This is a genomic window from Chitinophaga eiseniae (assembly GCF_900167135.1).
GTDB lineage: Bacteria > Bacteroidota > Bacteroidia > Chitinophagales > Chitinophagaceae > Chitinophaga > Chitinophaga eiseniae.
This window is the reverse complement of the sequence record NZ_FUWZ01000003.1, coordinates 605,825-618,897: the sequence shown is the minus strand read 5'-3', so window position 1 is coordinate 618,897 and position 13,073 is coordinate 605,825. Positions and strand designations below refer to the sequence as shown.

16 protein-coding genes are annotated in these 13,073 nt (G+C 48.9%); 13 read left to right on the top strand and 3 right to left on the bottom strand.

Going from position 1 to position 13,073, the window contains the following annotated elements; genetic code table 11:
- Positions 1-69: 69 nt before the first annotated feature.
- Together B5D63_RS21475 and B5D63_RS21470 are read right to left on the bottom strand one after the other, a co-directional pair.
- On the bottom strand, positions 70-657 hold the full coding sequence (locus B5D63_RS21475; RefSeq protein WP_078670891.1) for a hypothetical protein: 588 nt from the start codon (positions 655-657) through the stop codon (positions 70-72).
- Positions 658-661: 4 nt separating this feature from the next.
- On the bottom strand, positions 662-1,705 hold the full coding sequence (locus B5D63_RS21470; protein ID WP_078670890.1) for an agmatinase family protein: 1,044 nt from the start codon (positions 1,703-1,705) through the stop codon (positions 662-664).
- 238 nt (positions 1,706-1,943) lie between these two features.
- Here B5D63_RS21470 and B5D63_RS21465 point away from each other — a divergent pair, with 238 nt between their 5' ends.
- From B5D63_RS21465 to B5D63_RS21435, 7 genes are all read left to right on the top strand, one after another.
- Positions 1,944-2,342, top strand: coding sequence for a cytochrome c maturation protein CcmE domain-containing protein (locus tag B5D63_RS21465; RefSeq protein ID WP_078670889.1), 399 nt, complete (start codon positions 1,944-1,946; stop codon positions 2,340-2,342).
- Positions 2,343-2,450: 108 nt separating this feature from the next.
- A complete protein-coding gene (ccsA, locus tag B5D63_RS21460) occupies positions 2,451-4,979 on the top strand; it encodes a cytochrome c biogenesis protein CcsA (RefSeq protein ID WP_078670888.1) in 2,529 nt (842 codons plus the stop codon).
- Between the two features lie 105 nt (positions 4,980-5,084).
- Positions 5,085-6,086, top strand: coding sequence for an alpha/beta hydrolase (locus B5D63_RS21455; protein WP_078670887.1), 1,002 nt, complete (start codon positions 5,085-5,087; stop codon positions 6,084-6,086).
- Positions 6,087-6,177: 91 nt separating this feature from the next.
- Complete coding sequence (locus B5D63_RS21450) at positions 6,178-6,807, top strand: DUF4294 domain-containing protein (RefSeq protein ID WP_078670886.1); 630 nt, start codon at positions 6,178-6,180, stop codon at positions 6,805-6,807.
- A gap of 18 nt (positions 6,808-6,825) precedes the next feature.
- Positions 6,826-7,326 (top strand): hypothetical protein, encoded by a 501-nt coding sequence (locus B5D63_RS21445; protein ID WP_143313024.1) that lies wholly within the window; start codon positions 6,826-6,828, stop codon positions 7,324-7,326.
- Between the two features lie 48 nt (positions 7,327-7,374).
- Complete coding sequence (gene bshB1, locus B5D63_RS21440) at positions 7,375-8,103, top strand: bacillithiol biosynthesis deacetylase BshB1 (protein WP_078670884.1); 729 nt, start codon at positions 7,375-7,377, stop codon at positions 8,101-8,103.
- 147 nt (positions 8,104-8,250) lie between these two features.
- Positions 8,251-9,153, top strand: coding sequence for a serine hydrolase (locus B5D63_RS21435; protein ID WP_078670883.1), 903 nt, complete (start codon positions 8,251-8,253; stop codon positions 9,151-9,153).
- Positions 9,154-9,178: 25 nt separating this feature from the next.
- Here the strand turns inward: B5D63_RS21435 and B5D63_RS35600 are convergent, their stop codons facing one another.
- Positions 9,179-9,304, bottom strand: a complete 126-nt coding sequence (locus B5D63_RS35600) for a hypothetical protein (RefSeq protein ID WP_262488163.1) — start codon at positions 9,302-9,304, stop codon at positions 9,179-9,181.
- Positions 9,305-9,577: 273 nt separating this feature from the next.
- Between B5D63_RS35600 and B5D63_RS21430 the strand changes: the two genes are divergently transcribed.
- From B5D63_RS21430 to ftsY, 6 genes are all read left to right on the top strand, one after another.
- The gene (locus B5D63_RS21430) at positions 9,578-10,132 is read left to right on the top strand and encodes a peroxiredoxin (RefSeq protein WP_078670882.1); all 555 of its coding nucleotides are present in this window, start codon (positions 9,578-9,580) and stop codon (positions 10,130-10,132) included.
- A 72-nt stretch (positions 10,133-10,204) separates the two neighbouring features.
- Complete coding sequence (locus B5D63_RS21425; RefSeq protein ID WP_078670881.1) at positions 10,205-10,792, top strand: carboxymuconolactone decarboxylase family protein; 588 nt, start codon at positions 10,205-10,207, stop codon at positions 10,790-10,792.
- 205 nt (positions 10,793-10,997) lie between these two features.
- Positions 10,998-11,234, top strand: a complete 237-nt coding sequence (gene rpmB, locus B5D63_RS21420) for a 50S ribosomal protein L28 (RefSeq protein WP_078670880.1) — start codon at positions 10,998-11,000, stop codon at positions 11,232-11,234.
- Between the two features lie 30 nt (positions 11,235-11,264).
- Complete coding sequence (gene rpmG / locus B5D63_RS21415) at positions 11,265-11,447, top strand: 50S ribosomal protein L33 (protein ID WP_074238941.1); 183 nt, start codon at positions 11,265-11,267, stop codon at positions 11,445-11,447.
- A gap of 71 nt (positions 11,448-11,518) precedes the next feature.
- Entirely contained in the window at positions 11,519-11,692 is a 174-nt protein-coding gene (locus tag B5D63_RS21410) for a DUF4295 family protein (RefSeq protein ID WP_078670879.1), read from the top strand.
- 234 nt (positions 11,693-11,926) lie between these two features.
- Positions 11,927-12,889, top strand: a complete 963-nt coding sequence (ftsY, locus tag B5D63_RS21405; RefSeq protein ID WP_078670878.1) for a signal recognition particle-docking protein FtsY — start codon at positions 11,927-11,929, stop codon at positions 12,887-12,889.
- Positions 12,890-13,073: the final 184 nt, after the last annotated feature.

The window sequence follows — 13,073 nt, the reverse complement described above, 5'->3', positions numbered from 1 at the left end:
CGCCTGTTGCTGTAAGCCATTGCTAACCAGTCACAATAACAAAATGCCTAAATAAAAAAATAACAAAATCTATCCAAGTCTTTCCCGGAAAAATCCGTTCATTTTTTCACGTTGTTCCTGTCCGGGCTCGTCCAGCACTTCCAGCTGGATGATTTTATTGGATTTGAAATCCATGGTGAACAGGTCATTGCGCAAAATTACATTATTCAGCTCGTTCCAGCCAATCCGTCTCTCAGAGAACGTAGTTGGCAGTACGATGCCGGTATTGTCCATTTTCACGAATACCGGCTGGAATATTTTGTACTCCATCCAGCCGATATAGGCCATGCCCAGGCCTACCACGAACATCAGCAGGCCCGTGACAGGCTGCTGATGTCCAAGAAAATATAAACTGCCGCTGATACAGATGAAAGCCTGTATCAGCCGGGCAATACTGTTGATCTCGCTGAATTTCCGTGTACGCTTCACCACAAAGGGGAAGGCCAGGGAAACAAGGCCTACGACCATAAAAAAGCCCACCAGCAGCCAATTGGGCTGCGGGTCTTTATAAATGCCGATGGCATCAAACAGGAACAGGATGCCCACCAGTCCGTGCATAACGGGCAGGAGCCGCAGCCTGCTGGCTGTATTCGGGTGCAGGATACGCAGACTATACATAGGTTTATGAATTAGCGCTCACCAACAGGTTACAGAGTTTGAACAGTACGCGCGCCCCTACGTTGGCATCCCAGTCGTCGTGGGAAGCGCTTACTTCGTTAAGGTCGAAGCCAATCAGCTGACGGCCGCTGGCGATTAAACGTTTGAAAAGATAATAGATCTGCTCTGCCTCGAAGCCGCCGGCTACCGGGGTGCCGGTGTGCGGGCACAGTTTCGGATCGAGCCCGTCGATATCGAAGCTGATATATACCTGTTGCGGCAGTGTTTCTATAATGCTGTCGCAGATAGCTTTCCAGGTTTCGCCTTCAAACTGGCGTTCTTTGATGTTTTTATCGAAAAAGGTTACCACACGGCCATTGCTGTTGTTGATATAGTCCACTTCTTCTTCGCAATAGTCACGGATGCCTACCTGTACCAGTTTGGTCAGTTGCGGCACTTCTGCCAGCGCATTGTACATAATGGAGGCGTGGGAGTAATGGAAGCCCTCATAAGCATCACGCAGGTCACAGTGCGCGTCTATCTGAAGGATGCCGAAGTCGCCCTTTTGCTCGCCGATAGCTTTGAAGAAGCCCAGCGGGGTGCTGTGGTCGCCGCCAATCAGCGCTACCAGCTTACCTTTTTCCAGCAGCTGTTTGGTCTGGGTGTACACCCATTCATTCATGGCGCGGGTGCCGTTGTTCACGTCCACCAGCGTTTTCTTCAGAAATTCATTTTCAGAGATATCTCCACCTTCGGTAAGGAATTTCAGGTACAGCTCGGCTTCCTTGCGCAGGTAGTCGCTGCGCAGCAGCAGATGCTTGTCCGGCTCACGCATGAAAAAGCCCTGTTTCCAGCCATCCTTTACGTCGGCATCATAAAGGTCTACCTGGAAGGAAGCCCGGAAAATATGTTCCGGTCCGCGTGCAGTACCATTGCTGTAGGAAACAGTCACTTCCCAGGGCACAGGCAGCAATACCAGTCGGGCCTCTTCTTCAGAAAAAGGTAAACCAAAAATGTTGTTGGACAACAACCCTACCGAGTTAGGGTCAAATTGAGATAAATCAGCCATGATATAATCTTACTTTTCAAAATTCCGCGCAAAGATAGGATTATGTTTACTTACAGTCCCCCTTCCCACAAAAAGAATTGCCTTTTATATAAATTTTGTCGGAAGACGGTCATTTTGCGTTAATTTTGCCCCGTGAATTGGAAAGAGATAAATGCAGGTAGGGTAAGATAAATGGAGAAACGTTGCTGGTAGCGGATTTTACAGCCTGTGTCACAACAATAGGGAAGATAATTTTCATATGAAAAAAACAAATATTATTCTGCTGGTGGTAATTGCGGTTGCAATAGGTGTGATTGTAACCATGGTAGGCGATTTCAGTACCTATGAAACATTTGCCACCGCACGCGAGAAAGAGGGAAAGGAGTTCCATGTGATCGGCAAGCTGGACACCTTACAGGCCATGCAATACGATCCGTTGAAGGATGCCAACTTATTCAGCTTCTACGTACACGATAAATCAGGCGAAACCCGCAAAGTCGTTTTCTACGGCGCCAAACCTACAGATTTTGAAAAAGCGGAGTCCGTGGTCCTCACCGGAAAAATGCAGGGTAATGAATTCCACTGCAGCAAAATACTCATGAAATGCCCGTCTAAATATAAAGACGATCAGGTAGTCGTGAGCAACAAACAGCTTTAAAAATTTTCAGATTTAGATATTTTATCATTTAGCTATTTAATTGGTTTTCAATAATGAAATAGCTATATAATAAAATATTTAAATTCTTCAATCTATATACCATTTCTCATGAAATTTGAAGGGGAACACTTATTGCCGGGCCAACTGGGCCATTTCTTCGCCATTCTGGCATTTGTAGCATCATTGGTAGCCACGATCTCTTATTATAACGCTGTTAAAGTCAAAGAGCCGTTGGTACGCGATTCATGGAAAAAACTGGCCCGCTGGTCTTTTGTGATCCAGTCAGCCTCCGTGATCGCCGTATTCAGCTGTCTTTTCTTTATTCTCAATAATCACTATTTCGAATATAAATACGCCTGGCGTAACACTTCCCGTGATCTGCCCACCCAATACCTGTTTTCCAGCCTGTGGTCCGATCAGGAGGGAAGCTTTCTGCTCTGGAGCATCTGGAACAGCGTACTTGGCATTATCCTGATCCGTACTTCCAAAAACCTGGAAGCGCCGGTGATGACCGTGTTCTCCCTGGCACAGGTGATCTTTGCGAGCATGCTGCTCGGTATCTTCATCCTGGGCTATAAAGTGGGCAGCAATCCGTTTATGTTGCTGAGAGAGGCGCCTGAAAACCAGGCCGCGCCTATCTTCCAGCAGGCGGACTATATGCAGCATATTCATGACGGTAATGGGCTCAATGTTACCCTGCAGAACTATTGGATGGTGATCCACCCGCCCATCCTGTTCCTTGGCTTCGCTTCCATGATCATCCCCTTCGCTTTTGCCTTCGCCGGCCTCTGGACCCGCGATTACACCGGCTGGGTGAAACCCGTGCTGCCCTGGACGCTCTTCGCGGTAGCGCTGCTGGGCACCGGTATTATGATGGGCGCCGCCTGGGCTTATGAATCGCTCAACTTCGGTGGTTACTGGGGCTGGGACCCCGTGGAAAATGCTTCCCTTGTGCCCTGGCTGACCATGGTAGCGGGACTGCATACTTTACTGGCCTATAAACACACCGGCCACGCCCTCAAATCGACGGTATTTTTCTTCTTTATATCTTACGTACTCATCCTCTACTCCTCCTTCCTCACGAAGAGCGGCGTACTGGGCGACACTTCCGTGCACTCCTTCACCGATATGGGTATGACCGCCCAGCTGCTGTTTACCATATTCGTGTTCACCGTGCCTTCTATCTTCCTGCTGATCGCACGCCGGAAAGAGATTCCGGGCAACAATAAGGAAGAAAGCACTTATTCCCGTGAATTCTGGCTGTTCGTCGGCTCGCTGATACTGCTGATCGCCGCCATCCAGATCACTTTTACTACCTCCATCCCGGTATGGAACCAGCTGCTGGCTTTCACCGGCCTGAAAGGCCTGTTTAAAATGGACGACATCGCGCCGCCGTCAGACGTGATGTTCCACTACAACAAGATCCAGATCTGGATCGCGATCGTACTGGGCATGCTGACAGCCGTGGTGCAGTTCCTGAAATACAAGGACACCCCCAAAGGGTTTTTTACCCGTAAAATCTGGCTGCCGACAGCGCTGGCGGTATTGTTCACTGCCCTGATCGCCTGGAAAGGCCCTATCACTTACGATAACTATGGTGCGGGCTTCCTCACCGCCATTTATATCATGCTGTTTGCCAGCATCTATGCGATTGCCGGGAACTTTGTTTACATCTTCAGCGGCCTGAAAGGCAAACTGAAAAACGCCGGCGCCTCTGTGGCCCACATCGGCTTCGGCATGGTGTTGCTGGGCGCGCTGATCTCTTCTTCCAAAATGGAGGTGATCTCCATTGACCGGATGAAGATGCTCAACGACGGCTTCTTCCGCAAAGAAAGTAAACAGAACCCGCGCGAAAACATCATGCTGCCAAAAGATGTGCAGATACAGATGGGCGACTATCATGTGACTTATGTAGGCGACTCCACCGCAAAAGGAGATCCGAAAACCTACTATGTGATGCACTATGAGCGTAAAGACAAAACCACCGGGGAGGTGAAGGAGCGATTTACCCTTTATCCCGATGCGTTTGTGAACCGTAAGGAAAATGCGCTTTCTTCCAACCCTGCCTCCAAACACTACCTCACCAGGGATATCTTCACCTATGTGTCTGCCGCACCCAACAAGGCGGAAGCCGCTGCCGCCGACACTACGGCTTACACGGCGCATGAAGTGAAAGTGGGCGACTCCATCTTCTTTTCCAAAGGATTTATGGTGCTGAAAGCATTGGAGCCGGCGCCTAAAAACAAAAACTATATCGCAGAACCCAATGATCTGGCGGTTGGCGCAAAACTGGAGGTACATACCCAGACGGACGATCATTTTAAGCTGCAGCCGATCTATTTCATCCGCGACAGCAGCTATCAGTACAGCGTGGAAGACACACTGGCCCCGCTGAACCTGAACGTACGCTTTACGAAGATCATGCCGGCAGAAAATAAAATCGAGCTGAAAGTGAAAGAGGCCGCCGGTTTCAGTGACTATGTGGTGATGAAAGCGCTGGTATTCCCGTATATCAACGTGCTGTGGCTGGGTGTCATTATTACCATCGTGGGTACTGGCATGAGCATTGTGCAGCGTACCAGGAAAACAGATAAGAACGCTAAAGCAGGTACCAAAAAGACGCCGGTAAATATTTAAGGTTTTTTCGATTTATTAATAAAGCGGATCTGAATTGCTTGAAAATTTTACGTAGATTTTCAGGTAATTCAGATCCCCTTCTTTTTTATATCAATCCGTCCCGCTATGAAGCGATCGCTGCGCATATTCCTGGTCCTCATTGCCATACTGGCCGTGGTATTTCTTGTCGGCCCGCATCCTGCCGCTCCGGTGTATTCCCCGACGCTGCCGGTGGTGCCCTCCGATGGCCGTGCGCTGGAACAATATGTTCGTGACAGGGAAGCCCGTCATAAATTGAAGCCTGATAACGAAGCCCGTATTATATGGGCCGATTCCCTCGATCAGCCAACGCCTTATGCGGTGGTATACCTGCATGGTTTTTCCGCCAGCCAGGAAGAAGGAGACCCTATTCACCATGATTTTGCCCGGCGTTACGGCTGTAACCTCTACCTCAGCCGGCTGGACGGCCACGGCATCGATACCACGGAACCGTTGCTCACCATGACGGCCGACGGGCTGTGGGAGGACGCCAAAGAAGCCCTGCAGATCGGCAAGGCGCTGGGACGGAAAGTGATCCTCATCGGCACCTCTACCGGTGGTACGCTGGCGCTGAAGCTGGCCGCCACCTATCCGGAAGATGTGTATGCCGTTATTAATATGTCGCCCAATATCGCCATCAACGATAATCTGGCATTTCTGGCCAACGACCCGTGGGGCCTGCAGCTGGCACGCCTGGTAAAAGGGGGTAAATACAAAGAATCTTCAGACACCAATGCAGTGAGGGCACAGTACTGGAACAACAAATATCGCCTGGAGGCGGTGGTGCAGCTGCAAAACCTGCTGGAAACGTCTATGACGTCCGCCACTTTCAGCAAAATAAAGCAGCCGGTACTGAACCTGTATTATTATAAAGATGAATTACACCAGGACCCGACGGTGCGTGTATCCGCTATCCTGAAAATGGAGCAGGAGCTGGGCACCCCCGGTAGTCAGAAGGCCGCAGTGCCGATTCCAGGTGCAGGCGCACATGTGATGGGCAGCAGGCTTACCGGCCACGATCTGCCCGCCGTAGCCCGTGCCATCAACCAGTTTGCCGATTCCGTACTGACTATGAAGCCGGTACGCTGACCGTTTTTTAAGCCCTTTTTAGTTGTTATTTAATCTGAAATGTTTTTTTAACTTGTGGTAACATTTATCCATCAGCACCGTTAAAAATTGTATGCATTGCCACCGTAAAATCCTTTTATCCGCCTTCCTGATCACGGGCATTTCCCTTGGCCGGCAGGAAGTCAGCGCGCAGGCGCAGGCGTCGCGTGGTGCAGATACCGTGGCGCTGCATGCAGTCGTGGTAGGAAACGATACCATCCCGGTGATCACCCTGGCTATTTTTGATGTGGTGGATAAAATGCCCAGGGCGCTGCGTAAAGAAAAGGAGCGGTACAACCGTTTACGCAATGCGGTATATGTAACCTATCCCTACGCCCGCACTGCCGCAAGACTACTGAAGGATGTGAACAGCCGCCTGTCGGCGATGTCTTCCAAAAAAGAGCGCAAGGCTTTTCTTGCTTCCAAGGAAAAGGAAATGAAGGAGCAATTCGGCGACAAACTGCAAAACCTCTCCGTTTACCAGGGAAAAGTCCTGATGAAACTAATTGACCGCGAAACCGGCCAGAACTGCTATGAGATCATCAAAGAGCTCAAAGGCGGTTTTAACGCCCGGGTATGGCAAACCGTGGCTTTCTTTTTCGGCGGGAACCTGAAAAGCGATTATGACAAGCAGGAAGACCGCGATATTGAGGTTATTGTGCAGGAGCTGGAAATGTACCAGCGGTACCGTGCTTATAATTAATATGGCTATCTTAGCTGTATGAAGAAAGCTCGGATATTGTTATGCAGCCTGTTGTTGACCACGCTGGGTGCGCTGGCCCAGAACGAAGGAGAGGACGTGCCGGTGTATGTGATAGACAGCGTACTGGCCACCCCCGCCTTAATGGAAAATCTTCCCCCTGACCAGATCGGTCTGATCACCATTGCCCACGGACAAAAAGCTATTCTGAAATACGGCAGCCAGGCTGCCAACGGTGTGATATATGTAGAAACGAAGCCTTTTGCCCGCAAAAGGGTACGCCGCCTGCTCAGTGCCGCGGTGCCGGCATACGACAGCCTGTTGCGCCGCCATGGCAGTGACAGCAGTTTTCAGTACATCGTCAACGATACGCCCGTTACTCCTACCGATGAAACCCGGCTGATGACGCTGGACAAAAAGACTTTTGTGTCGCTGGAGATCGTCTCTCCCAAGGTGCTGGAAGAGCGGTACCATATCAAAAACCGACAGGCCGGTGTGTTGATTGTCAGCACTGAAAAGTGATGTGGTAACCAATTATTTCCCATCTTTGCACCTCAATTTATTTACAGCATGAAACTGGATATACTCGCAATCGCTGTGCACCCGGACGACGTGGAACTGGGTTGTGCAGGTACATTAATGATACACGCGCAGCAGGGCATGAAGGTAGGCGTTGTTGACCTTACCCGCGGAGAGCTGGGCACCCGTGGCACGCCTGCGTTGCGTGAACAGGAGGCGCAGGCCGCCGCTAAGGTCATGGGCCTGGAAGTAAGAGAAAACCTTGGCCTGGCCGATGGTTTCTTCCGGAATGATACCATGGAGCAAATGGCGATCATCACCGCCATCCGGAAATACCAGCCGGATATTGTGCTGGCCAACGCTATGGATGACCGTCATCCGGACCATGGCCGTGCCGGCAAACTGATTGCCGACAGTTGTTTCCTGGCAGGCTTACGGAAGGTGGAAACCGCCGTGGATGGCGTAGCACAGCAGGCATGGCGTCCCAAACAGGTGTTTCATTTCCTGCAGGACCGTTATCATGAGCCTGATTTTGTAGTGGACATTACCCCGGTGATGGAGCGAAAACTGGATGCCATCAAGGCTTTCAGCTCCCAGTTCCTTACGCAGAAAGACAACGAGCCGCAGACGTATATTTCCGGCTCCGGTTTCTTCGAAAGCGTTGTTTACCGCGCCAAAATGCTGGGCAAAATGGTGGGGGTAGACTACGCCGAAGGCTATACGTCTGCCAAAATGATCGGCATCCGCAATTTCGCAGACCTGATCAATGAAGTGACCTGATAACGGTTGCGCCAATACGTAACTGTCACCGGCGCTGACCGAAAAGATATTGCCCCGGGGCCTTTGCGGCACCCGGGGTTTTGTATTATATTGGATAACAGTAGACATTCATTGTTCATCCCCCGGAGGGGCACATCAACCAAACATATGCGAAATATCTTCTTTTTTCTCTTACTGGCAACAGGCCAATTTGCCACTGCGCAACGGACAGACAAGCAGTTGTATGACAAGCTGGCGCCTTTGCTGGCGGCCCATCACGGGCAGGCAGGCGTATATGTGCACCACCTGAAGACCGGCAGGACGGTGGCTATTAATGCGGATACGGTGTTTCCCACGGCCAGTATGATCAAGATGGCCATACAGGTGGGGGTTTTTCATCAGCTGCAGGAGGGGACGTTGCAGTACCGGCAGCTGCTGACCTACCGCGATTCCCTTTTGTATCCCGGGGAGGACATCCTGGGTGCTTTCCGCGATAGTCAGCAGATCACGCTGGACAAGGTGGTGATGCTGATGCTGACGATGAGCGACAATACCGCCAGTCTGTGGCTGCAGGCGCTGGCCGGGGGAGGGGCGCAGATCAATACATGGCTGGAAGGCCATGGTTTTGTGCATACAAGGGTGAATTCCCGGACGCCGGGCAGGGCGGGGGACTGGAAAATATATGGCTGGGGGCAGACGACGCCGCGGGAGATGGGCACGCTGATGGAGCAGATCTATAAAGGGGAAGTTGTCAGCCATGCGGCGAGTGAACGGATGTACCGTAACCTGACCCGTAATTTCTGGGATGCAGAAGGATTGCGGATGGTGCCCCCGGATGTGCGTACCGCCTCTAAAAACGGTGCGGTGGACGCGTCCAGGTCTGAGGTAGTGCTGGTAAATGCGCCGCACGGCGACTATGTGTATTGCATCATAACAAAAAACAACGCAGATATGCGTTGGGACCGGGATAACGAGGCTTGGGAACTGTTAAGGAAAGTGGGGAGTGCAATATGGCAGCATTACGAACCAAACAGCAAATGGAGGCCCGACCCCGGCCTGGGGCAGTTTTGATCGGCACAATGGGACCGGCTAAACACTAGATGAACAGATCTTTGGTAGCGTCAAATTCATCCTGTTTGATGATGCTGTTTTTGATAAACGGAATCAAAGCTAGTCCAATCGTTATAATCACCAGTAATACGTATTTTTTTTTCATTTCCATGCTGTTGTTTAATTAAAAAATCTCTGCTTATATAACTAAATAACGTGCCAAAAAGTTACAGAAATACCATTAAAATGTTAAGTCCCGGAAATTTTTTTTAGTTATACGGAAAATAACTGCGGAGATCCTTCCAGAGGCCGCTAAAAGGGACATATATAGACAAACTCAATGTCACATTTTAAAAATCTATTTGACTAATAATGAATGTAAAGTGATCTTTGCGCCGGTAATTTGAATGAATGCCTGTTTGTAAATCAAAAATCGATATAGAATATGAAAAATGTTATCTTATCCGTAGGGTCTGAGTTTCCCGAATTCAAAAAAACGGCCGTTGTTTCCATCGAAAAAGGCAAAGAGTTTTATGAACTGTCTTCCGAAGAACTGAAAGCTTCAGGCAAATGGATGGTGATGTTTTGGTGGCCTAAAGACTTTACGTTTGTTTGTCCTACTGAAATCGCCGAGTTCAACAAGCACTCCCAGGATTTCGTTGACCGCGACGCGATTCTGATCGGTGCGTCTACCGACAGCGAGTTTGTACACGCTGCCTGGAGAAGAGACCACGAAGATCTGCGTGATCTGAAATTCCCGATGCTGGCTGACACTTCCAAATCCCTGGCTGATGAACTGGGTATCCTGGAAGCCAACGAAAAAGTGGCTTACCGTGCTACTTACATTGTAGATCCTCAGGGTATTGTACGCTGGGTATCCCTGTACGACCTGTCTGTAGGCCGTAGCGTGAAAGAAGTACTGCGTGTGCTGGACGCATTGCAGACAGATGAGCTGTGCCCTTGCAACTGGACCAAAGGCGAAGCTACGCTGACCGCTTAATTTTATTTTTATAAGATCCGCAAAGCAGCAAAGAGAACTTTGCTGCTTTGTTTTAAATAGAAGGAGAATATTATGTTTGCAACTACCAATCAGGATACCGCCGTACAGCTGCTGGAAGCAGTGGGACTGGCAGGCACTGCGCCGTCCGCGAGCCTGCAGGCGCTGGTGAATGCCGATGCGCGTTACCTGAAAGACCTGAAGATAAACGTGACCAACGCTCTGAATGCGGGCACACTGAGCAAAAAAGAAGCTTACCTGATCGGGGTGGCAGTGGCGGTAAATGATAAACAACCGGTGCTGCAGGCTTCCTTTGAAAAACTGGCCACCGCAGAAGGCGCTACCGAAAAGGAAATCGCCGAGGTGATCAGCTGCACTTCCCTGATGAGCGCCAATAATGTGTTTTACCGTTTTCGCCACTTTGTGAACAAGGAATTCTATACAGCTACGCCGGCGGGCATCCGGATGAGCATTATGGCCAACCCGGTGATCGGCAAAGAGTTTTTTGAGCTGTTGAGTTTGGTGGTATCTGCGCTCAACGGATGCGAAATGTGCGTAACTTCGCATGAAGAAGCCGTACTGAAACAGGGTACAGAACAGCTCCGCGTACTGGAAGCCGTTCGCCTTGGCGCGGTATTGCGCAGCCTGGTCGTATTGTTATAAAATTTATATAAAAAATAATGACCTCGTCCGGACAGATGTAAATTCGTCCTGCAGCCATTGATTATCAATAGTTTGTGTTGTGTTTATTTTTTAAGTGGACACCTGGGATTACACGGATTTAGACGGATTGTGAATAAATTCATCTAATAATATTTGCAAAATCGACAAAAAAGTTTGACTTTTGCATTCCTAAATTTTTTAAATCATGGCAAGAGTATGTCAGGTGACAGGAAAGAAGCCGATTACAGGTCACCATGTTTCCTTCTCCAACATTAAGACAAAGAGAAGGTTTCTGCCTAACCTGCAGAAAAAGCGCTTTTTCCTCGCGGAAGAAGACAAATGGATATCTTTAAAGGTGTCTGCTGACGGTTTAAGAACCATCAACAAAAGAGGTTTGTATGCAGTAGTCAAAGAATTGCGTGCAGCTGGTACGGAAATCTAATTCTAAGGACTCACTTAATTTGTATACACAATGGCAAAAAAAGGTAACAGAGTACAGGTAATTCTGGAATGCACAGAGCATAAAAACTCTGGTCAACCCGGAACTTCCCGTTATATCTCCAACAAGAACAAAAAGAATACTCCTGAGCGTCTGGAGTTGAAAAAGTACAATCCTATTCTGAGGAAAGTGACTGTACACAAAGAAATTAAATAAGTAATTGTTAAATGGTGAATGGCTGTTCTGGATAGCCATAGCGCCATTAGACCATAAAAACAATCAATACAATGGCAAAAGCAGCTTCAAAGAACTCGAAAGTAAAAGATGCTAAGGCAGCAGCTGAATCTAAAGTGTGGACTAAGGTAATCAGAGCGGTACGTTCTCCTAAAACCGGTGCATATACTTTCAAAGAAGCAATTGTGCACAAGGACAAAGTTCAGGAGCACATTAATCAAAAGTAATTCGGCTTTACTAATAATACTGAAAGCTGTCCCGTTAAAGGACAGCTTTTTGTGTTGTAGCCAGTCCAGCCCTCATTATTACCATAAGATTGTCTCTTTATCCCCCTGGGTGCGATTGTTAACACAAAAGCTGTATTTTAGCAGCCTGTTTGGAACAGTTCGAATGCTGCCTGCCAGCACCCGGATAATGCAGATAAAGGGACCCCCGAGGTCCCAGCCCAATTAAACTAAACTATGAGCTTTTTCAACAAACTATTTTCCAGGGAGAAGAAGGAAAGCCTTGATCAGGGATTACAGAAAACCAAAGAAAGCTTTCTCAGTAAGATAGGACGTGCCATCGCCGGTAAGTCGACCGTAGACACCGAAGTACTGGACAACCTGGAAGAAGCCCTGGTTTCTGCCGATGTGGGCGTTGATACAACGGTTAAAATCATTGACAGGATCGAGCAGCGGGTGTCTAAAGATAAATACCTGGGAACTGGTGAATTAAATAGAATACTGAAGGAGGAAATTGCGGCCATTCTTGTGGATGCGCCTGATAGCGGTTTCCGCGAATTTGATGTTCCCGCCGGTAAAAAGCCTTATGTGATCATGGTAGTAGGCGTTAACGGGGTAGGAAAAACGACAACCATTGGTAAACTGGCCTATAATTTTAAGAAAGCAGGTAAATCCGTGCTCCTGGGCGCTGCCGACACTTTCCGCGCTGCGGCGGTGGACCAGTTGACCATCTGGAGCGAACGGGCGGACGTGCCTATTGTGAAACAACAAATGGGTTCTGATCCCGGGGCAGTCGCTTTCGACACAGTGCAAAGCGGCGCCGCCCGTGATGTGGACGTGATCATTGTGGACACCGCCGGCCGTTTACACAACAAAGCCCACCTGATGGAGGAACTGGGAAAGATCAAACGTGTGATGAAAAAAGTGATCCCCGACGCTCCCCATGAAGTGCTGCTCGTGCTTGACGGTTCAACCGGACAGAATGCCGTGGAACAGGCACGCCAGTTTACCGCCGCCACGGAAGTAACTGCACTGGCCATCACCAAACTGGACGGTACCGCTAAAGGCGGGGTCGTACTGGCTATCGCCAATCAATTCAAAATCCCGGTAAAATACATCGGTATCGGGGAAAAAATGGAAGACCTGCAAGTCTTTGATAAAGAAGCGTTTGTAGAAACGCTCTTTAGTCTAAACGACTGATTATAATATTTTTGTGTGTGCTGTTTTGAAAATAGAATCAAGCCCACTTAGAATTTTACTTTAGGTAAATGGAATATCCGGGCTGACAGGTATAGCCCGGATATTTATTTTTTGGCCACGTTTTCGCTCTTTACAATTTGTCCGTTTATAAATCTGCATTTGTTACATTTGAATTATAGTATTT

What these genes read in the sequence shown, in the direction of transcription:
- bshB1 (WP_078670884.1), top strand. Translation starts at nt 7,375, where the DNA reads ATGAAACTGGATATACTCGCAATCGCTGTGCACCCGGACGACGTGGAA.
- B5D63_RS21425 (WP_078670881.1), top strand. Translation starts at nt 10,205, where the DNA reads ATGTTTGCAACTACCAATCAGGATACCGCCGTACAGCTGCTGGAAGCA.
- B5D63_RS21475 (WP_078670891.1), bottom strand. Translation starts at nt 657, where the DNA reads ATGTATAGTCTGCGTATCCTGCACCCGAATACAGCCAGCAGGCTGCGG.
- B5D63_RS35600 (WP_262488163.1), bottom strand. Translation starts at nt 9,304, where the DNA reads ATGGAAATGAAAAAAAAATACGTATTACTGGTGATTATAACGATTGGA.
- rpmG (WP_074238941.1), top strand. Translation starts at nt 11,265, where the DNA reads ATGGCAAAAAAAGGTAACAGAGTACAGGTAATTCTGGAATGCACAGAG.
- B5D63_RS21435 (WP_078670883.1), top strand. Translation starts at nt 8,251, where the DNA reads ATGCGAAATATCTTCTTTTTTCTCTTACTGGCAACAGGCCAATTTGCC.
- B5D63_RS21470 (WP_078670890.1), bottom strand. Translation starts at nt 1,705, where the DNA reads ATGGCTGATTTATCTCAATTTGACCCTAACTCGGTAGGGTTGTTGTCC.
- B5D63_RS21410 (WP_078670879.1), top strand. Translation starts at nt 11,519, where the DNA reads ATGGCAAAAGCAGCTTCAAAGAACTCGAAAGTAAAAGATGCTAAGGCA.
- B5D63_RS21430 (WP_078670882.1), top strand. Translation starts at nt 9,578, where the DNA reads ATGAAAAATGTTATCTTATCCGTAGGGTCTGAGTTTCCCGAATTCAAA.
- ftsY (WP_078670878.1), top strand. Translation starts at nt 11,927, where the DNA reads ATGAGCTTTTTCAACAAACTATTTTCCAGGGAGAAGAAGGAAAGCCTT.
- B5D63_RS21455 (WP_078670887.1), top strand. Translation starts at nt 5,085, where the DNA reads ATGAAGCGATCGCTGCGCATATTCCTGGTCCTCATTGCCATACTGGCC.
- rpmB (WP_078670880.1), top strand. Translation starts at nt 10,998, where the DNA reads ATGGCAAGAGTATGTCAGGTGACAGGAAAGAAGCCGATTACAGGTCAC.
- B5D63_RS21445 (WP_143313024.1), top strand. Translation starts at nt 6,826, where the DNA reads ATGAAGAAAGCTCGGATATTGTTATGCAGCCTGTTGTTGACCACGCTG.
- ccsA (WP_078670888.1), top strand. Translation starts at nt 2,451, where the DNA reads ATGAAATTTGAAGGGGAACACTTATTGCCGGGCCAACTGGGCCATTTC.
- B5D63_RS21450 (WP_078670886.1), top strand. Translation starts at nt 6,178, where the DNA reads ATGCATTGCCACCGTAAAATCCTTTTATCCGCCTTCCTGATCACGGGC.
- B5D63_RS21465 (WP_078670889.1), top strand. Translation starts at nt 1,944, where the DNA reads ATGAAAAAAACAAATATTATTCTGCTGGTGGTAATTGCGGTTGCAATA.